This window comes from Microcella sp. (genome assembly GCF_046293215.1).
GTDB lineage: Bacteria > Actinomycetota > Actinomycetes > Actinomycetales > Microbacteriaceae > Microcella.
The window spans coordinates 1-19,224 of sequence record NZ_JBKBPI010000014.1 but is presented as its reverse complement, the minus strand read 5'-3'; the positions used below and the strand labels follow the sequence as shown (position 1 = coordinate 19,224).

General features: G+C 68.8%; 21 protein-coding genes. 12 read left to right on the top strand and 9 right to left on the bottom strand.

Annotation, left to right across the window (positions count from 1 at the left end):
- The first annotated feature begins 6 nt into the window (after positions 1-6).
- Positions 7-816, top strand: a complete 810-nt coding sequence (locus ACK4SC_RS11370; RefSeq protein ID WP_409618053.1) for an ABC transporter permease — start codon at positions 7-9, stop codon at positions 814-816.
- 18 nt (positions 817-834) lie between these two features.
- Here ACK4SC_RS11370 and ACK4SC_RS11365 read toward each other — a convergent pair whose 3' ends face one another.
- The 4 genes from ACK4SC_RS11365 to ACK4SC_RS11350 all read right to left on the bottom strand — a co-directional run bounded on the left by ACK4SC_RS11365 (position 835) and on the right by ACK4SC_RS11350 (position 2,520).
- Complete coding sequence (locus tag ACK4SC_RS11365) at positions 835-1,041, bottom strand: hypothetical protein (RefSeq protein WP_409618051.1); 207 nt, start codon at positions 1,039-1,041, stop codon at positions 835-837.
- Positions 1,038-1,355 (bottom strand): ATP-dependent DNA ligase, encoded by a 318-nt coding sequence (locus ACK4SC_RS11360; protein ID WP_409618050.1) that lies wholly within the window; start codon positions 1,353-1,355, stop codon positions 1,038-1,040. The genes ACK4SC_RS11365 and ACK4SC_RS11360 overlap by 4 nt, the downstream gene beginning before the upstream one ends.
- Before the next feature lie 118 nt (positions 1,356-1,473).
- Complete coding sequence (locus tag ACK4SC_RS11355; RefSeq protein ID WP_409618048.1) at positions 1,474-1,761, bottom strand: hypothetical protein; 288 nt, start codon at positions 1,759-1,761, stop codon at positions 1,474-1,476.
- A 123-nt stretch (positions 1,762-1,884) separates the two neighbouring features.
- Complete coding sequence (locus tag ACK4SC_RS11350; RefSeq protein ID WP_409618046.1) at positions 1,885-2,520, bottom strand: TetR/AcrR family transcriptional regulator; 636 nt, start codon at positions 2,518-2,520, stop codon at positions 1,885-1,887.
- A gap of 222 nt (positions 2,521-2,742) precedes the next feature.
- Here ACK4SC_RS11350 and ACK4SC_RS11345 point away from each other — a divergent pair, with 222 nt between their 5' ends.
- From ACK4SC_RS11345 to ACK4SC_RS11335, 3 genes are all read left to right on the top strand, one after another.
- Complete coding sequence (locus tag ACK4SC_RS11345) at positions 2,743-3,867, top strand: substrate-binding domain-containing protein (RefSeq protein WP_409618045.1); 1,125 nt, start codon at positions 2,743-2,745, stop codon at positions 3,865-3,867.
- A gap of 92 nt (positions 3,868-3,959) precedes the next feature.
- Positions 3,960-4,991, top strand: a complete 1,032-nt coding sequence (locus tag ACK4SC_RS11340; RefSeq protein WP_409618043.1) for an ABC transporter permease — start codon at positions 3,960-3,962, stop codon at positions 4,989-4,991.
- Positions 4,991-5,755, top strand: coding sequence for an ATP-binding cassette domain-containing protein (locus ACK4SC_RS11335; protein WP_409618041.1), 765 nt, complete (start codon positions 4,991-4,993; stop codon positions 5,753-5,755). The genes ACK4SC_RS11340 and ACK4SC_RS11335 overlap by 1 nt, the downstream gene beginning before the upstream one ends.
- A 45-nt stretch (positions 5,756-5,800) precedes the next feature.
- On the opposite strand, the gene ACK4SC_RS11330 is transcribed toward ACK4SC_RS11335, so the two are convergent.
- Positions 5,801-6,802, bottom strand: a complete 1,002-nt coding sequence (locus ACK4SC_RS11330) for a LacI family DNA-binding transcriptional regulator (protein ID WP_409618039.1) — start codon at positions 6,800-6,802, stop codon at positions 5,801-5,803.
- A gap of 3 nt (positions 6,803-6,805) precedes the next feature.
- Positions 6,806-7,510 (bottom strand): nucleoside/nucleotide kinase family protein, encoded by a 705-nt coding sequence (locus ACK4SC_RS11325; RefSeq protein ID WP_409618037.1) that lies wholly within the window; start codon positions 7,508-7,510, stop codon positions 6,806-6,808.
- Between the two features lie 205 nt (positions 7,511-7,715).
- Here ACK4SC_RS11325 and ACK4SC_RS11320 point away from each other — a divergent pair, with 205 nt between their 5' ends.
- Positions 7,716-8,753 carry an agmatine/peptidylarginine deiminase gene (locus ACK4SC_RS11320; protein WP_409618035.1) on the top strand — a complete coding sequence of 346 codons (1,038 nt, stop codon included), beginning with the start codon at positions 7,716-7,718 and terminating at the stop codon, positions 8,751-8,753.
- On the top strand, positions 8,750-10,468 hold the full coding sequence (locus ACK4SC_RS11315; protein WP_409618034.1) for an amidase: 1,719 nt from the start codon (positions 8,750-8,752) through the stop codon (positions 10,466-10,468). Before ACK4SC_RS11320 ends, ACK4SC_RS11315 begins: the two co-directional genes overlap by 4 nt.
- 18 nt (positions 10,469-10,486) lie before the next feature.
- Here the strand turns inward: ACK4SC_RS11315 and ACK4SC_RS11310 are convergent, their stop codons facing one another.
- From ACK4SC_RS11310 to ACK4SC_RS11300, 3 genes are all read right to left on the bottom strand, one after another.
- A complete protein-coding gene (locus ACK4SC_RS11310) occupies positions 10,487-10,822 on the bottom strand; it encodes a ribonuclease E inhibitor RraB (RefSeq protein WP_409618032.1) in 336 nt (111 codons plus the stop codon).
- Positions 10,823-10,898: 76 nt separating this feature from the next.
- On the bottom strand, positions 10,899-11,063 hold the full coding sequence (locus ACK4SC_RS11305; RefSeq protein ID WP_409618031.1) for a hypothetical protein: 165 nt from the start codon (positions 11,061-11,063) through the stop codon (positions 10,899-10,901).
- A 226-nt stretch (positions 11,064-11,289) separates the two neighbouring features.
- A complete protein-coding gene (locus tag ACK4SC_RS11300) occupies positions 11,290-11,679 on the bottom strand; it encodes a hypothetical protein (protein WP_409618029.1) in 390 nt (129 codons plus the stop codon).
- A gap of 83 nt (positions 11,680-11,762) precedes the next feature.
- Here ACK4SC_RS11300 and ACK4SC_RS11295 point away from each other — a divergent pair, with 83 nt between their 5' ends.
- From ACK4SC_RS11295 to ACK4SC_RS11270, 6 genes are all read left to right on the top strand, one after another.
- A complete protein-coding gene (locus ACK4SC_RS11295) occupies positions 11,763-13,871 on the top strand; it encodes a heavy metal translocating P-type ATPase (RefSeq protein WP_409618027.1) in 2,109 nt (702 codons plus the stop codon).
- Between the two features lie 99 nt (positions 13,872-13,970).
- Positions 13,971-14,867: an SMP-30/gluconolactonase/LRE family protein gene (locus ACK4SC_RS11290; protein ID WP_409618025.1), complete on the top strand. Its 897-nt coding sequence runs from the start codon at positions 13,971-13,973 to the stop codon at positions 14,865-14,867.
- Between the two features lie 156 nt (positions 14,868-15,023).
- Positions 15,024-15,497, top strand: coding sequence for an SRPBCC family protein (locus tag ACK4SC_RS11285; RefSeq protein ID WP_409618023.1), 474 nt, complete (start codon positions 15,024-15,026; stop codon positions 15,495-15,497).
- Positions 15,498-15,539: 42 nt separating this feature from the next.
- Positions 15,540-16,409, top strand: coding sequence for a putative RNA methyltransferase (locus ACK4SC_RS11280; RefSeq protein WP_409618021.1), 870 nt, complete (start codon positions 15,540-15,542; stop codon positions 16,407-16,409).
- 110 nt (positions 16,410-16,519) lie between these two features.
- Positions 16,520-18,064, top strand: a complete 1,545-nt coding sequence (locus ACK4SC_RS11275; protein WP_409618020.1) for a sensor histidine kinase — start codon at positions 16,520-16,522, stop codon at positions 18,062-18,064.
- A 1-nt stretch (position 18,065) separates the two neighbouring features.
- Positions 18,066-18,725: a response regulator transcription factor gene (locus ACK4SC_RS11270; protein ID WP_409618018.1), complete on the top strand. Its 660-nt coding sequence runs from the start codon at positions 18,066-18,068 to the stop codon at positions 18,723-18,725.
- Positions 18,726-19,224 lie beyond the last annotated feature (499 nt).

The window sequence follows — 19,224 nt, the reverse complement described above, 5'->3', positions numbered from 1 at the left end:
CCCCCCATGTTGAGACTGAACCGCGGCTCAAAGATCGCCCTCGGCGTGATCGTCGGCATCGTGCTCATGTTCATGTACGTGCCGCTCATGCTCGTGATGGTGAACTCGTTCAACGACTCGCGCATCGCGGCCTGGCCGGTGCAGGCCTTCTCGACCCGCTGGTGGGAAATCGCCGCCACCTCCGAGCCGATCCGCGCGGCGGTGCTCAACTCGATTGTCGTCGGGCTGGGCGCGACCGTCATCGCCCTCCTGCTCGGCACCCTGTCGGCGTTCGCACTGTCGCGGTACTCGTTCTTCGGCAAGCAGACCGTCAACCTGCTCATCGTGCTGCCGATCGCGCTGCCCGGGGTGGTCACCGGTGTCGCCTTCAGCAACACGTTCAACTCAATCCTGAGCCCCGCGGGCATCCAGGTCGGCTACTTCGGCATGATCATCGCGCACGGCACGTTCTGCATCGTGATGGTGTTCAACAACGTCTTCGCGCGGTTGCGCCGCATGAGCCCCAACCTCCAGGAAGCCTCGATGGACCTGGGCGCCGGCATCGGTCAAACGTTCCGACTCGTGACCTTCCCGCAGTTCCGCACCGCGTTCGTCGCCGGCGGCCTGCTCGCCTTCGCCTTGAGCTTCGATGAGGTCGTCGTCACGATCTTCACGGCTCCGCCCGGTGTCGACACCCTGCCGCTGTGGATTCTGAACACGATGGCGCGGCCCAATGAGGGCAACCTCGTGAACGTCGTGGCAACCGTGCTCATTCTGTTGTCGCTGATCCCCGTCTACATCTCGCAGCGTCTGTCGCGCGCGGAGGAAGACGAGTAGCAGCCGGTTGCCTGAGCGCTATTCGGGCTGGGTCGTGTCGATGACCGCGATGCTGACCCCGCGATCGACCCAGAGGTGCGCCGGCTGCAGTCGGCCTCGGCCGTGATTCACGCTGAGCCAACCGCCGCCGTCGGCGATCAGTTCGTCAACTTCCACCCTGACCTGCTCCTCGTCGCGTGCGACGACGTACTCGTGGCCTCCGTAGAGGATTGTCGCGCGTGTCATTCGCCGTCCATTCCGGTGTCGTGCGGCTCGGGCACCAGGTGCAGGCCCGCTGGTGTGTTTGCCGCCAGCATGAGGTCGTCGATCCACGCCCGATTGATTGCCGCCTGGCGGCCGCCGAAGTACTTGAACGAAATGGGGATCGTCGGGTGCAGCCAGATCACGCTGCGACCGTCTCCGATCGACTCGTCATCTTTCCACGTGAAGTAAAAGGCCTCGTTGCGTCGCAGCTTCGCCCCGATGACGAGCTGCAAGTGCGCCAGCGTCCTGTCGTCGAAGTCGGCCGACAGCGTCGAGTCGTACGTCAAAGTCCCCACAGCGCCTCCCGATGCGGCGCTGATTGGCACGCCGCGATGTCATTCTGGCGTGCATGAGTGATCCGCGCATCCCCGCCGGGGCATGTGGGGGGCTCGAGGCGGGGATGCGCGAAGCGCGCTAGGAGCGTTCGACGAACGCACCGCGGGCCGCGGCAAGCGACCCGTAGAACTCGATGTGGTCGGGGTCGGTCAGGCTGGTGACACGGTAAGCCGGGCCCACGCGATCGATTACCCCAATGATGGCGCGGCCGGTTTCGGTCAAGAAGCGTCGATCGCTCACCCGCCACTCCGTGGATGACACGCGGTCGAGCCGAACGTCTTCGAGAGCGCGAGGCGCCGCGCGAAACCCGGTTACGGGCGGGTCGTTGTCTGGCCGTGCAGCAGTGCGAATGTCTACGGTCGTCATGATTGTGTGCCCCTTCTGCCGTCTCCTGATGACAGTAGGGGTGCTGACGAACTCTCGGGGAGGGGTTGAACTCTCAGCCAATGAGGAGTAGTGGACCCATCGGTCCTCCCGCATACGGGGGTGCTACTGGCCGAGCGAGCCGTCCGCGAGGCCGAGCTCCAATTCGAGTGCCCGCCCGATCAACCGCAGCGAGCTTGCGCCCCGGGCGTAATTCACCACCTCGTGTGCGTTCAGGCCGTCGATCATCGCCAGCACCTGCGACGCGATGAGGTCGGTGTCGGCCGGCGTCATGACACCCGCATCGATGCCCGCATCGAGCACTTCCACGATTGCCGCGTGCCACTCGGTCATCTCTTCCGCGATCGCGGCAGCCAACTCGGCGTTGCGTCGCCCCAGACCCCACGCATCAACCCACACGGGGGTGACGTCGTTGCGCGTGCCGTCGAGCATCGTGCTGAGCAGTGTGCGCAACCGCGCGACGGGGTCGCGCACCGCGAGCACGTGGGCGCGCACCTCCGCCAACTCCCGTCCGGCGATCGCGCGAAAGGTGTCGGCGACGAGCTCGCTCATGCTGGGGGCGTAGTGCGCGACGAGTGCCGAGGTGACCCCGGCGCGCTCCGCCACAGCGCGCAGGGTGACGGCGGCGAGCCCGCGTTCGAGTGCAACGTCTTGCGCTGCCTCGTAGATCTGCTCGGCGCGAAGAGCGGCCGGGATGCGCTCGCCGCGGGGGCGCTCGTCCTGCGGCGTCGAGGTGCTCATCGTCCGTCGCTCCTTCTCTGGTGGGTGGGTGCCCGTGACCCTGCTCGATGAACACACGGGGCTCCGTCATCACAGGATGCCAGAGCAGCGCGAGCACGACACGACGCACATAGGTGAATCACGTTCGCGCATTCGTATGCGTATACGGTTGCGCAATCGCGTGCGCACCTGTTTGACTGGGGGAGAGCCAGCGAAAGCCGGCCGCACGAATTGGAGGATTCAATGACGAGTCACACAGCACGAGCATCCCGATTCCGGAGAGGTGTGAAGGCCGCTCTGGGCGTCGCCGCCTCGCTGGCACTGCTCGCAGGATGCGCCACCGGCACCACGGGTGACGACCCTGCAACCGGCACGGGTGCAGATAACGGTTCATCCGATGAGCGCGTCGGCGTCACGCTCATCGTGAAGACCGCCGCCAACCCCTTCTTCATCGCCATGCGCGAGGGAGCGGAGGCCGCCGCCGCCGAGCAGGGTATCGACCTCACCTTCGAGGCCGGGCGCGAGGATGGCGACGAGGCGACGCAGATCGCCGCAATCGAGAACGCGATCGCCCGCGGCGACACGGGCATCCTGATTGCCCTCAACGGCCCGGGCGTGAACAACGCGATTCAGCAGGCGCGCGATGCCGGCCTGTACGTCATCGCGCTCGACACTCCGCCGGACCCCATCGATGTCACCGACATCACCTTCGCGACCGACAACCGCTTGGCCGGCAACCTCATCGGTCAGTGGGCGGCCGCCCAGCTGAACGGCGAGCGTGCCGTCATCGCGCTGCTCGACGTCTTTGATGACCGCATCGTGAGCGTCGACTACCAGCGCAATAACGGATTCCTCGAGGGCATGGGCATCGACGTCGGTAACCCGAACCTCATCGGCGACGAGGCCCCGACCGGCCAGTACTCGGGCGGCGAGTACGAGATCGTCGGAAACCAGGCAACGGGCGGTGCCGAAGATGGCGGCCGCACCGCGATGGAGAACCTGCTGTCGCGCAACCCCGATGTCAACGTCGTCTACACCATCAACGAGCCTGCCGCCTTCGGCGCCTACCAGGCGCTCGTTGCCGCCGGTCGCGAGAACGACGTGATCATCGTCTCGGTTGACGGTGGATGCGCGGGCGTCGGCTACGTTGCGGATGGCATCATCTCGGCGACCGCCCAGCAGTACCCGGTGCTCATGTCGCAGCTCGGCATCGAGGCGCTCGTCACGTACGCCGCGACGGGTGTGGCCCCCGACGTCACGCCGGGCCTCGACTTCTTCAACACCGGAGTCGCGCTCGTCACCGACCAGCCTGTCGACGGCCTCGACAGCATTGACACGGCTGAAGCAAGCGAGCTGTGCTGGGGCTAGTTCCACGGAGGTAGTTCCCCTAGTGCCGGCCCCGGGCCCCCATCCCGGGGCCGGCACGCCCACACTGTCCGACTATCGACAAAGGCCACGACATGACATCGACGTCACCGAACAACAGCGCGCACCTCGCTGAGGAGTTCTTGGACCGCTCGACGCCCGCATCGCGGGTTCGCGACATTCTGCGGCGATATCCCGCTCTCAGTCCCGCCATCGTGCTTCTGATCGCCGTGATCATCTTCGGACTGATCAACGAGCGATTCCTAGACCCCAACAACCTCTCACTCATCGCCCAGCAGGTCGCCATCGTCGGTACGGTCGCTGCGGCCCAGACGATCATCATCTTGACCGCGGGCATCGACCTCTCGGTCGGTGCCGCGATGGTGCTTGCCTCCATGGTGATGGCACAACTCGCGGCGGCCGAGGGCGGGTTGCCCGCCGTCATCGCGCTCTTCGTCGGCTTCGTTATCGCTGTCGCGACGGGCGTGCTGAACGGCACACTCGTGACCCGGTTGAAGCTCCCGCCGTTCATCGCCACACTCGGCACGCTCAACATCTTCGTTGCGCTCACCCTGCTGTACTCGGGCGGTCAGACCGTGATCGGCGCTGACCTGCCGGGTCTGATCACCTGGACGGGACAGAGCATTCAGCTGGGTGGCGTGCGCGTCACCACGGGCGTGCTGATCATGATCTTCGTCTACATCTTCCTCGCCTACATGCTCGGCAAGACGGCCTGGGGCCGGCACGTCTACGCGGTCGGCGACGACAAAGACGCCGCCCGTCTCGCGGGCATTCGCGTCGACCGCGTGCTCATGAGTGTCTACATGGCGGCTGGCGCGATTCTCGCGGTCGCCGCGTGGCTGCAGATCGGCCGCAGCAACGCCGCGGGCCCGAACGCCGCAGCCGAGATCAATCTCGACTCGATCACCGCGGTGGTCATCGGCGGCACGAGTCTGTTCGGCGGCCGCGGAATCATCTGGGGCACCCTGCTCGGCGCGCTGATCGTGGGCGTCTTCCGAAACGGGTTGTCGCTCGCCGGAGTCGACACCCTCTACCAAACGCTCGCGGTGGGCATCCTCGTCATCGCGGCCGTCTCGATCGACCACTGGATCAGGAAGGCGAAGTGATGACCGACCACGACATCGTCATGCAGGCCACGGGCCTCGTGAAGACGTACGGCCGCGTTGTCGGCCTCGACGGCGTTGACTTCGAGCTGCGCCGGGGCGAGGTTCTCGCCGTCATCGGTGATAACGGTGCCGGCAAGTCGACCCTCATCAAGTGCTTGACCGGCGCCGAGATTGCCGACGAGGGGCGCGTGCTCCTTGACGGCAAACCCGTCAAGATCGCCCGAACCCAGGATGCTCGTGAACTCGGAATCGAGACCGTCTATCAGACGCTCGCCGTCTCGCCCGCGCTGGATGTCGCATCCAACCTGTTCCTGGGGCGCGAGATCCGACGTCCCGGCATCATGGGGTCTGTGTTTCGCACGGTCGACACCCGCGGCATGCGGGAGCGCGCGCGAAAGGAGCTGTCTGAGCTCGGAATCACCACGCTTCAGGACGTCACGGTGCCGGTCGAGAACCTGTCGGGTGGCCAGCGCCAGGCTGTCGCCGTGGCACGGGCGGCCGCCTTCGGCTCGAAGGTCGTCTTCCTTGACGAGCCCACGGCCGCGCTCGGCGTGCGGGAAACCAACCAGGTGCTTGACCTGATCGGGAGGCTGAAAGCCCGCGGGGTGTCCGTCGTATTGATCAGTCACAACATGCCGCAGGTGTTCGACGTCGCCGACCGCATTCACGTGCAGCGCCTCGGAAAGCGGGCTGCCGTGATTACCCCTGAGTCGCACACGATGACCGACGCGGTCGCCATCATGACGGGGGCGGCGGCCGCCTGACCCAGCCACCCGGGGCGGCGATCGTGGCCGAGGCCGCCCCGGGTGTTACGCGAGCGCGCGAACCGAGTCGCGAATCACCATCTCGGGGGTCAGCCGCACCTGGCGCGCCTCGACGCCGGGATTGCGCATGCGATCGAACAGCAGCTCGACCCCGGTGGTGCCGAGCAGGTCGACGGGTTGCCGAATGGCCGTGAGTCGCGGATGGAACAGATCGGCCCACGGGAAATCGTCGAAACACGCGATGCTGAGGTCGTCGGGAACGCGAATGCCTCGCTCTGACAGGCGACGCATGGAATCGATCGTGATCTGGTTGTTGCCCATCAGGATGACGGTCGGGGGCTCGTCGCGGTCGAGCAGGTCGTCGATCGCCGCCGCGGCGTCGTCGGCCCCGTGGCGCACGTTGTCCGCTTGACTGTCGAGCCCGTGCTGGCGGAGCCCCTCGCGGAAGCCGTCAACGCGCTCCCGGGCGGTTTGCAGGCCTTCCTTGCCGGCGATGAACCCGATTCTGCGGTGACCCCGCTCGACCACGTGGGCAACCAGTTGGGCCATGGGCTGAGCGTTTTCCACCCCGACGGCGTCGACCACCCAGTCGCCGGTGTCCGCGTGCACGCGATCGATGAGAACCGTGGGTATTCCGCGCGATGCGATGCGGGCGAGGGCGTCGTGTGGGTCGGAGGAGGGGGCGATCAGCATGCCGTCGGGACGGTGCGCCAGCAGGTCGATGACGGCTCGCCGCTCGTGTTCGGGATCGTCGTGCGTGTCGGCGAGCAGCAGGGAGTGACCGTTGGCGGATACGGCTCGCTCAATCGCGTGAACGACGTCAGCGAAGTACGGGTTCGAGATCGCAGAGATGGCAAGCCCGATGGTCATGGTCTTGCCGGTGCGCAGCGAGCGCGCCACCCGGTCGTTGAGGTACCCCGTCGATTCGATAGCCGCGAGCACCGCGCGCTCCGTTTCCGGCTCGATGCGGCGGGTCTTGTTGATGACGTGCGACACGGTGGTCGCCGAGACGCCGGCGACACGCGCGACATCGGACATCGTCACCATTGCTTACTCCTCACTGTGTGCCCCCGAACGGGACACAGTAATGATGAGGTCTGAGGCGTCTTTCGTCGCTTCGATTTGCTCGGCGTTGCGCTGATCCGTCCCGAGCGCCCAGGCCGCCGCATCCTCTTCGGCCTTGCCGAAGGCAACGTGGCGCGCGACCAACTGCGGTAGCCGAATGTCGTGGGGGGTGTCGAGGTACCAGACCTCGTCGAGATGGCGGCGCACATCGTCCAGCACGGGGTGCTCGGTGAGCAAATAGTTCCCCTCCGTCACGATGAGCGGAACCTCGCGTGGGATGGGGATGGCGGAGGCGATGGGCTCTTCGAGACCGCGCACGAACGACGGCGCATAGACCACATCCTCCGCGCGGGACCGCAGGCGCGAGATGATCGAGCGAAAGGCGCCGAGATCGAACGTCTCGAGCGCGCCGCGGCGGCTCAGGAGCGGAGTGCCGGCGAGCACCGAGGTGGCCAGGTGAAAGCCATCGAACGGCACGACGCGCGCTGATTGCTCGCCCAGGTACTCGGCGAGCTTGTCGGCCAGGCGCGACTTACCGGCTCCGGGTGCGCCGCAAATCCCGACGATGATGCGCTCACCGCTCGCGTCGTGGGCCGCTCGCAGCCGCTCGGCCAGGGCCGCGAGGAGGTCGGCCTCGGGCAGTTCGAGACGTGCGGGCCCCAGTGCGCGATCGTGCAGGGACGGGGGCATGCTCCTGGAGTCCATCTCACCTCTTTCCGACGACGTCGCGACTCTACCTCCTCGATAATGCCTGGACGCATGCGTTTGCGCAATCGGGTGCGCGTCGGCGTGCCGCGGGAGTCATTGACAGCGCGACGCGCACTTCGATAGCGTCCCCCCAGTTGTTGATCATGTGATCAACAAACAAGGAGCACGTTCGCCCCGAGGAGGCCCCATGGCCTGGCGCATGCCGGCAGAAACCGCACCGCAGTCCCGCATCTGGATGGCGTTCCCGCGCGAGGGCGACGTCATGGGCGACAGTTCCGCCGCCCGCGAGGCCACCTACGCTGCCTGGACCGCCGTGGCCCACGCGACGCTCGAGTTCGAGCCGGTGACCATGGTGGTCGACCCGAGCGAGCGCGAGCGCGCCCGTCGCATGCTGAGCGGCGACATCGACATCGTGGAGGCGCCGCTCAACGACTTCTGGATGCGCGACTTCGGCCCCACGTTCGTCATCGATGACGAGACCGGCGAACTCGGCGGTGTCGACTGGATTTTCAACGCCTGGGGCCAGGGCGCGGACTGCGAGAAGGACGCGCTCATCGCGGAACGCGTGATCAGCGAGGTCGCAGCCACGCGCATCCCGAGCCTGCTCGTCAACGAGGGTGGCGGCATCCACGTTGACGGAGAGGGCACCGTGCTCGTCACCGAGACCGTGCAGCTTGACCCCGACCGCAACCCGTGGGCGACCAAGGAACGCGTTGAGGCCGAGCTTGCCCGCACACTCGGCGTCGACACGGTCATCTGGCTACCGCGCGGCCTCACCCGCGACTACGACGACCTGGGCACTCGCGGCCACGTCGACATCGTCGCCACCTTCGCGGCGCCCGGGCGGGTGTTGCTGCACGCGCAACTCGACCCCTCGCACCCCGACCACGCGGTCATGCCCGAGATTCGCGCGGTGCTGGAACAGGCCACGGATGCGCGTGGGCGCTCCCTCGAGATCATCGACCTGCCGGCGCCGGCGCAGCTGACCGACGAGGAAGGCTTCGTCGACTACAGCTACGTCAACCACCTGGTCGTCAACGACGGTGTCATCGCGTGCGGCTTCGGCGACGCGCACGCCGACGCGCGGGCGCGCGACATTCTTGCGGCCGCGTACCCGGGGCGGAACGTCGTCACCGTGGATGCGCGCGAGATCTTCGCCCGCGGCGGCGGCATTCACTGCATCACCCAGCAGCAGCCGGCCGCGCCGGCCGGAGGGCCGGCGTGACGCGGATCCCGCTCGTTGAGGCGAGCGTCGCCGAGCTGTCCGCCGCCCTCGCCGAGGGGCGAACCACGGCCGTGGAGCTGGTCACCGGCTACCTCGAGCGGGTCGCGGCCTACGACGCGGCCGGCCCGACCCTCAACGCGTACGTCGTGATGAACCCGGACGCGCTGGAGGAGGCTCGGGCCAGCGACGAGCGGCGGGCACGCAACGGCGCGCTCGGCCCCCTCGACGGGATTCCCTACGCGGCAAAAGACTCCTACATGGTGCGCGGGCTGACCGTTGCGAGCGGCTCGCCAGCGTTCGCCGACCTCGTCGCGCAGCGCGACGCCTTCACGATTGAGCGGCTTCGCGCCGCCGGGGCCATTTGCCTCGGACTGACGAACATGCCGCCGATGGCCAACGGCGGCATGCAGCGGGGCCTGTACGGACGGGCCGAGAGCCCGTACAACCCCGACTACCTGACGGCGCCCTTTGGCTCGGGCTCGTCAAACGGTTCGGGCTCGGCACTCGCGGCATCGTTGTGCGCGTTCGCGCTGGCGGAGGAGACCTGGTCGAGTGGTCGGGGCCCCGCCTCGAACAACGGGCTGGTCTGCTACACCCCGAGCCGCGGCGTGATCTCGGTGCGGGGCAACTGGCCGCTCGTGCCGACCATGGATGTCGTCGTGCCGTACGCCCGCACCGTCGGCGACCTGCTCATGGTGCTCGACGCGGTGGTTGCCGACGACCCTGAGGCGCGCGGTGACTTCTGGCGCGTGCAGCCCTGGGTCGAGTTGCCCGCCCCGTCCCGCGTGCGCCCGGCGTCGTACCCGGCCCTCGCTGACGAGGGGGCTTTGCGTGGTCGTCGGCTCGGCGTGCCGAAGCTGTACATCGGCGGTGATGACGCGAGCGGCGAACGCATCGCCACTCGTGCGTCGGTGATCGCGCAGTGGCGTGCCGCCCGTCGTGACCTGGAGGCGGCCGGAGCCGAGGTCGTGGAGGTCGACTTCCCGGTCGTGACCGACTACGAATCGCGCGGCACTGCCGACGATCGGTCGCTCGTCGCGCGCGGGTATCTCCCGCAGACGTTTGCCGAGCACGAGCTCTACGAGCTGTCGATGTGGGGCTGGGAGGAGTTCTTGCGGGCCAACAACGACCCCGTTCTCCACCGGCTGGTCGACGTCGAGCCCGACCTCATCTTCCCCGACCCGCCCGGCGCTCTCCCCGGGCAGTACGACGACCACCTGCGGCGCTTCGCGCCGGAAGACGTTGACCTCGCTGACTACGTGCACCGGGCGCGCGAGCACGGAGTGCCGGCGCTGACGGAAATCCCCGACATCGCCGACGGCGCCCGGGGTCTCGAGCGGGCCCGGCGCGACCTCTTCGAGGCGTGGCTGGACGAGCTCGGGCTCGACGCCGTCGTGTTTCCCGCTGTGGCCGATGTCGGGCCCGCCGACGCTGACGTGAACCCCGCCAGCGCCGACCTGGCGTGGCGCAACGGCACGTGGGTGGCGAACGGCAACCTCGTGCCTCGCCACCTGGGTATCCCGGCGGTGCAGGTGCCGATCGGCGTGATGGCCGATATTGGGATGCCCGTCGGGCTCACGATCGCCGGTCGCGCCTACGACGACGCGGCACTCTTGGCCTACGGGGCGGCGCTCGAGGCGTCGGCGAACCGGCTCGGCTCGGCGCTCGGTGCGACACGGCGCGCACCGGCGCGCACGCCCGAGATCGGGGTGTGACCGCGACCGGCTGATCTGTTACAGAGCGCGCAAGACGGGGGCGTTCCAGCCGTCGTAGCGACCGTTGTGGTGGCTGACGACCGTGTACACGTGTGTGGTCAGGCGGTCGGCAGTCTCGACGTCGACCGTGGCGACCTGGGCGGCGATGAGCACGCCGTGCGTGAGGCGGCGTCGCTCGACCCGGACGGTCCAACCGTCTCGGCCGAGTTCCGTGGCCGCCGACTTGGCATCGGCAAGGCGCCGGAATTCGGCGAAGTGTTCCACCCGTCGTGGAGCGTCGACGTCGTCGTGCATTTTGATGCGTTGCACGTACTGTTCGACGTTGCCAGAAAGGTGATGCTGGAGGTCAGCCACCAGGGGAGTGTAATCCGCGGCACGCAAAAAGGGGATGCGCGAACTCGCGCATCCCCTTTTTCTGCGTATCGGCAGATTAGACCCGTCGGCTACCCGAGAGGGCCCGAATCAGGAAGATGATGACGGCCAACACCAGCAAGACGATGCCGACGTAGAGCAGGAAGTTGACGGCTTCGATGAGGCCACCGGTGACGAGCAGCACGATGGCGATGATTCCGGCGATGATGAGTAGAAGGTTCATGATTCTCCTTGTGTGATCGGGGTGTTCCCCCGGTCGCGGGAAGCGAGCTTGTGACCGCTTCGCCGAAATCGGGGCGGAACTGACGTTATGCCCCCGAATGGGGGGAGGGGGTAGCGAATTCATGCCCCTTCCACTTCACTCCCAGGTTCAATCCAGACTTTGCCGAGCCGAGCCGTGGGAGGCGGGCCGGGGGTGATGGTGCCGCGCGAGCTGGGTCCTCGCGCCGTCAGCGCTGCCGGTCGGGCCCACGGAATCCGTAGGTTCCCGCGACGCTCGCTCCGTCGCTGTCTCCGGGCAGCAGCGCCAGCGTGACGGCGAGCGCGGCGATCGACACCAGGACGAGGAGCGTGCCTTCCGCTCCGGTGAGACCGACGGTCATGAGAACCCAGATGTTGAGGATCAGATTGGCGATGCCCGACAGTGCGGGCACCCACCAGCGCCGCGCCTCCCGCGACAGCATGATCGCGACGGCGGCGGCTCCGACCGCGGCTGCGCCGATGATGCGCGCGGTGATGGGTTCGGAGACGAGCCCCATGATGACGATGTCGGTCATCGCCATGATGAGCATGAGCGGCACGATGATGCGCGGGTAGGGGGAGGGGTGCTCGGAGGTCACGTGCGAAGGGTACGACCCGGGGATTAACAGCGGGCGCGTGTCCACCCTTGACAGTACCCCCCGGGGGTACTAGCGTGCCGGGCATGGATCACGCACACCACACCGACCACCGTGACCACCAGACGGCCCACGCGGGCCACGACCACCACGCCGGCGACGACCACGACGCCGGGCACGACCACCACGCCGGCCACGCCGGCCACGCCGGCCACCACGATCACGTCGCACAGTTCCGCCGCCTGTTTTGGGTGACCCTGGTGCTGGCGATTCCGACGGTCGGATTCAGCATGATGTTCGCCGACCTCGTGGGCTACTCGCTGCCGATGGGCGGTCTCTGGGCATGGATCTCGCCGGTTCTCGGCGCCCTGATTTTCGTGATCGGCGGGCGGCCGTTCCTTCTCGGCGCGGTCGACGAGATTCGTCGCCGAAGCCCGGGGATGATGCTGCTGATCGGTCTCGCGATCACGGTCGCGTTTCTGGCCTCGTCGGGGGCGAGCCTCGGGCTGCTGCCGCACGAGCTCGACTTCTGGTGGGAGTTGGCCCTGCTCGTCGTCATCATGCTGCTCGGGCACTGGATCGAGATGCGTTCGCTCGCCCAGACGACCTCCGCGCTCGACTCGCTGGCCGCGCTGCTGCCTGATGAGGCCGAGCGCGTGGGTTCCGACGGCTCCACAGAGCGGGTCACCCCTGACGCGCTTCGGGTCGGCGACCTCGTCGTGGTGCGTCCCGGCGCGCGCGTGCCTGCCGACGGTCGCATTGTCTCGGGGGAGGCCGAGTTCGATGAGTCGATGATCACGGGCGAGTCCCGCACCGTGCGTCGCGGCGAATCGGATGCGGTGGTCGCCGGCACGGTTGCCACCGACGGCGGCGTGCGCATCGAGGTCACGGCGACGGGCGACGACACCGCTCTGTCGGGCATCCGCAAGCTTGTTGCCGATGCTCAGGCGTCCAGCTCTCGCGCCCAGCGGCTCGCCGACCGCGCCGCCGCCTGGCTGTTCTGGTTCGCCCTCGGCGCCGGCGTGATCACCGCCGTCGTGTGGTCACTCATGGGCGCCCCCGACCTCGCGGTCGTGCGCACCATTACCGTGCTGGTGATCGCGTGTCCGCACGCGCTGGGGCTGGCTATTCCTCTCGTCGTATCGATCTCGACAGAGCGGGCTGCTCGCGGCGGCGTCCTCGTGAAAGATCGGCTCGCGCTCGAGAGCATGCGCACCATCGGTGCGGTGCTGTTTGACAAGACCGGCACCCTCACGAAGGGGGCGCCGACCGTGCTCGAGATCGAGACGGCGGGCGGGCTGTCGGACGGTGAGGTGCTGGCGCTGGCGGCATCCGCGGAGGGCGACAGCGAGCATCCTCTCGCCCGCGCGATCGTGCGTGCCGCGGCCGAGCGTGGTCTCGGTGTGCCGACCGCGACGGGTTTCCGCTCGGAGGCAGCGCTCGGCGTGAGCGCGACGGTCGACGGACGGGACGTGCACGTCGGCGGGCCGCGCATGCTCGAGGCCCAGGGGGGCGCGCCCCTCGACGCGACCGGGCAGTGGAGCGACGAGGGGGCGATCGTCTTGCACGTCGTCGTCGATGGCGTCGTCGCGGGGGCCCTCAAACTTGCCGACGAGATCCGGCCCGAGTCTCGCGAGGCGGTCGACGCGCTTCACTCGCTCGGCATCACGGTCGTGATGATCACGGGCGACGCCGAGGCCGTCGCCCACTCAGTGGCCGCTGAGCTCGGCATCGACCGCGTCTTCGCCGGGGTGCGCCCGGAAGACAAGTCGGCGAAGGTTGCCGAGCTGCAGAGCGAGGGTCTGAGCGTGGCAATGGTCGGCGACGGCGTCAACGACGCGCCGGCACTCGCCACGGCCGACGTCGGCATCGCGATCGGCGCCGGCACCGATGTCGCGATCGGTTCGGCGGGCGTAATCCTGGCCAGTGACGATCCGCGCTCGGTGCTGTCGGTCATCCACCTGTCGCGGGCGGGGTACCGCAAGATGGTGCAGAACCTGTGGTGGGGGGCCGGGTACAACCTGGCGGCTGTGCCCCTGGCCGCCGGCGTTCTTGCCCCCATCGGGTTCGTCTTGCCCATGTCGGTGGGCGCCGTGCTGATGTCGCTGTCGACGATCGTCGTCGCGCTGAACGCGCAGCTGCTGCGCCGGCTCGACCTTCGCCCCGCCGAGAGCGTCGCCGCGTTGCGCGCGTAGCGCGCGTAGCACGGGGGCGCGGGCGAGTGGGCGCGGTGCCCGGTCAGCATCCGCTGAGAACCCGGGCACCGCGCATCCGCCCCCTTCTAGGGTGGATTCATGGCTGCCGTCACTGCACTGCCCGTCGATCGCCACGTGCTCGCCGAGAGCCCCCGCTGGGATGCCGCCACCGGCACCATGAGTTGGGTCGATATCGAGGCGGGACGCCTCATCGTCGCCCGACCCCAGCCCGACGCGCAGGTCGACATTCTGCGCACCCTCGATTTCGACGAACCGGTGGGATGCGCGTTTCGGCTCGGTGACGCCCGCTTCCTGTTGGCGCTCGGTCGCCGCCTCGGCTTCGTGACCGCCGTTGGCGACGTCACGACCTCGCGCGATCTGCTGCCCGAGCACCAGCGCTTCAACGACGGTGTCATCGACCCGGCCGGCCGGCTCATTGTCGGCTCGACCGCCGTCGACCCCGCCGGGCCGCACGAAGGCAACGTGCTGCTGCGACTCGAGCACGACGGCGAGGTCACGACGCTCGATACGGGGCTCGGCATCTCCAACGGCCTCGCGTTCGCCCCCGACGGCAAGACCCTGTACTCGGTCGACAGCGCCGCGGGTGTGATTTCCGCGCGTGACTACGACTACGAGACCGGAACGGTGGGGCAGCGCCGCGAGTTCGTGCGCATCGACGACGAGGGCGTCGAACCCGACGGTCTCGCCGTCGACGCCGAGGGTGCCGTGTGGGTCGCGCTGTGGGGCGGCTCGGCGGTGCGCCGGTACACGGCAGGCGGAACGATCGACCGCGAGGTGTCCATCGGCGTTCCCCACGTGACGGCGCTCGCCTTCATCGGCTCGACGCTGCAGCACGCGCTGGTGACCACCGCGAGTCGTGACCTCGACGAGGCGGCGCTCAGCGAGCATCCTGATGCCGGCAAGGTCTTCGTCGTTGACCTTGACGTGACCGGGCAGTACGGCTACCGGTGGCGACCGGGGCCGCTGCCGCAGTAGGTCGCCGCACGCTGCCGAATGTGCGCATCCTGACCGTTGGCTGAACCGCGAGGCTGTGATGTCAACCCCCTGACGTGAGACCCGCCCCGGCGTAGCGTTTCGGGTCGATCGGTCGATCCCGGCCGGTCGACACCGACGCGACAAAGGGAGACACCCATGAGTACGGTCACCTCCACCATCGACATTGATGCCCCCATCACCACGGTCTACAACCAGTGGACGCAGTTCGAGACGTTCCCGCAGTTCATGTCGGGCGTCGACCAGGTTCGCCAGGTCAGCGACACCCTCACGCACTGGGAGGTGTCGATCGCTGGCGTCGACCGTGAGTTTGACGCCGAGATCGTTGAGCAGCACCCCGACGAGCGCATCGCCTGGAACTCGGTAGGCGGCGAGAACCACGCTGGCGTTGTCACCTTCCACCGCATCGACGACGACCGCACGCGCGTGTCTCTCCAGCTTGAGTGGGAGCCCCAGGGCGTCGTCGAGAACGTCGGCGCGCTGCTGCAGGCCGACGACATCCAGGTCGACCGCGACCTTCACCGCTTCAAGGAGCTGATGGAGGAGAACGGCTTCGAGACCGGAGCCTGGCGCGGCGACGTCGACCGCGCGCCCGACGCGACGGGACGCTGAGCGCGAACCGACTCACACTCCCCGGCGGCTAGCGTTGACCGGGTGAATGACGCCCCCGTCGACGACCTCACCATTCTGCGTTGCCCCCACTGTGAGGAAACGCTCGAGGCCGTCGGCGGGGGCGCCTCGTGTGTGGCGGGGCATCACCATGACCGCGCCAAGCACGGTTATCTGAGCCTGCGCGTCGCCGCGAAGGGGCTGGGCGCGCCCGCGGCGGGCGACACCGCCGACATGGTGGATGCGCGCGAGCGGTTCCAGGGCGCCGGTCACCACGACGCCATCGCGGCCGCCGTGCGCGACGCCGCCGTCGCCGGCGTGTCGGCTACGCCGGGCGACGACGGCTGGGTCGTCGACCTCGCCGGCGGTCCGGGTTGGCACCTCGGTCACGTGCTCGACGCTCTGCCCGGGATGCACGGCCTCCTCCTCGACGCCAGCACCGTCGCCGTGCGGCGCGCCCAGCGCAGCCACCCGCGGATCGTCGCCGCGACGGCGGACCTGCGGGCGCGCATCCCGGTCGGTGACGAAACAGCGGCCGCCGTGCTGAAGGTGTTCGCGCCGGGGCCTCCCGTCGAGATTGAGCGCATTCTGGCGCCCGGCGGAGTGCTGGTGGCGGCGATTCCCGAGCCGGAGCATCACCGCGAACTCGTGCAGCCGCTGAAGCTGTTGAAGGTGCCCGCGGGCAAGGCCGACGAGCTGGTGGCGTCGCTGCCCGGGCTGCAGGAGGTCGCGCGCACGACGGTGCGCGAGACCGTCCACGTCGATCGCGCCGCCGCAGCCGACGCCGTCTTCATGGGGCCGAACGCGTTCCACCAGAAGCGCGCGGAGGTGGAGGCGGCGCTGGCCGCAGGCCCCGAGACCCGCGAGCTGACCGTCGCCGTCACGGTCGTGACGCTGCGGGCACCGGGGGGTTAACCCCCCTCTCGGTTCGGGTGGGCGTCGGATGGGGCCGAAACGCCTGCGTCGGAAGGCTGGAGGCATCGCGTGAGAGTCGCGCGCATGCCATCCTGACCGGAGACAAGGAAATGACGACCACCATGACTGCAGAGGCCGAATCGCCGCGCACGACGCGCGCCGCGACCGGTGCCGCGCATCCGCCCACCCCGCCGAGCCTGCCGCCGCTGGAAGACTGGAGCTACCGCGCTGTGTGGCGTCGGCTGCCCCGCGGCCTCGGCTACCTCGTGCCGACCTTCGCCATCGCGATTGCGGTCAGCGCCATCCTCAACTCGCTGTTCTCGGCCGGCGTCAGCCTGCTGATCGTCGTCGTGGGGCTGTTCCTCATCGCCGCGACGTTGCTGCTGGCCCGCTTCGCCGGCTCGTTCGAGGTGCTGCGCCTGCGCTGGTCAGGCGAGCGCGCGATCGCGGAACCCGACTGGCGCATCGACGCAAGCCAGCCGCTGTGGCGCAAGGCCCTGACCCCGTTCGCGAACGGTCACTACTGGCTGAGCCTGCTGCACGGGGCGATCATCGCCCCCATCGTTGCGACCGTCAGCTTCGTGCTGCTCACCGTGTGGGGGTCGTTCATCCTTGCCGGTGTGATCGCACCGATTGCGTGGCTGGCCGGGGGCCGGACGATCGTCGGCCCGAACCTGCTCGGCATCGTCGACCGCATCGGTGACGGCGGGGGCTTCGGCCCCGGCTACTGGATCTGGATGGAGCGCTTCGGCGGACCCCTGCGCGACCAGGGCCTCAACGTGGGCGTGCAACTGAGCGGCGTCATGGCCGTCCTCGCCATCGCGCTGGCGATCGGCGCCATCCTGACCCTGCCGTACCTGGTGCGCTCAATGGCGTGGCTGCACACCGCGATCGCCCGCCCGCTGCTCGGCCGCTTCAAGAGCGAAGAGCTCGAGGGTCAGGTCTCAAGCCTGTTCACCGCCCGCTCCGCCGCGGTCGCCGCCGAGGGCAGCGCCCTCAGCCGCATCGAGCGCGACATTCACGACGGCCCGCAGCAGCGCCTGATCCGCCTGCAGATGGACCTCGCCGCCGCCGAGCGGCGCCTCGACGAGCAGCCAGACGACGCGAAGAACCTCATCGCGGATGCTCGTCGCCAGGCTCAGGACGCCCTCGACGAACTGCGCAACCTCTCGCGCGGCTTCGCCCCGCCGCTGCTGCTCGATCGGGGACTGTTCGCGGCGTTGGAGTCCCTGGCGACGCGGTCGAGCATCCCCGTGACCATGCAGTCGACGCTGGGCGCGACGGCCGACCTGCCCGACGAGGTCGCCCGCAACGCGTACTTTGTGGCGAGCGAACTGATCGCGAACGCGACGAAGCACTCGCAGGCGACGAGCGTCACGCTCGTGGTGGCCCGTGAGGACGGCGACCTCGTGATCGCCGTCACCGACGACGGGGTGGGCGGCGCGGCCGAGACCCCGCACCACGGGCTGGCGGGTCTGCGCGACCGCGCCGTGAGCCTCGGCGGCACCTTCACGCTCTCGAGCCCCGAGGGCGGGCCGACCGAGGTGCGCGTGACCTTGCCGCTCAGCGGAGTCGGGAGCGCCGGGAGTGCCGGTGGTGCCGGAAGCGCTGGTGGCTCGAGCTCTGCCTCGACCGCGAGCGGGGACGATGCCTGACATGGCCTCGACCGCACCGGCCCTTCGTGTGGCGCTCGCCGATGACTCGGTGCTGCTGCGCGAGGGGCTGGTGCGCTTGCTCGCCGACGCCGGTATGGAGGTCGTCGGGGCCTTCGGCGATGCGGATGCTCTGCTCGCCGCCCTGCCGACCCTCACCGTCGACGCCGTCGTGCTCGACGTGCGCATGCCCCCGACGTTCCGCGACGAGGGGGTGCGCGCTGCGGTGCGGATCCGGCGCGAGTTTCCCGCCGTCGCCGTGCTGCTGCTGTCGCAGTACGTCGAACTGACCTACGCGACGGAGCTGCTTGCGGGCGGCGAGGGGCGCGTCGGCTACCTGCTCAAAGACCGCATCGTGTCGCTCGACGACGTGCGCGACGCTGTGACGCGCATCGCGGCGGGCGGCACCGTGCTCGACCCCGAGGTGGTGGCACAACTCATGGGACGACGCCGTGACCCCCTGCAGTCGCTGACACCGCGCGAACGCGACGTGCTGGAGCTAATGGCGGCGGGGCGCACCAACGCCGCGATCGCCGAACGCCTGTTCATCGGCGTCGGAGCCGTCGAGAAGAACGTGTCGTCGATCTTCGCGAAGCTCGGGCTCGACGAGACGCAGGGCGACCACCGCCGCGTGCTCGCGGTGCTCGCCTACCTGCAGCGCTGAGCGCTGCGCGCCGCGTGCTGCGCGCCGCGTGCTGCGCGCCGCCCTTCTGGCGCCGCATCCCGTTCCTGGCTGCTCCATCGTGACCGCTCTCTGGCACGCGCGACTCCACGCCCTCGGCCGGAGCCCGGGTGGTGAACTGGAGCCCCCGTGATGCGGCTCTCGTCCATCACGGGGGCTCTTTCTGAGCGGCGAGCGCGGCGGCGCGGGCCGAGCGCACGCGGCAACTCGAGCCGGTTTGCGCAAGTCGTGCGCGCGCAAACCGGCTCGAGTTGCGCAAACCCGCTCGGGTCGAACGAGACGCAGGGCGACCACACGCTCGAGTTGCGCAAACCCGCTCGAGTTCGCGGCGGGGGCGACTCTGCGACGCGGGCGACTCCGCGGCGGGGCCGAGCGCACGCGGCAACTCGAGCCGGTTTGCGCAGGTCGTGCGCGCGCAAACCGGCTCGAGTTGCGCAAACCCGCTCGGGTCGAACGAGACGCAGGGCGACCACACGCTCGA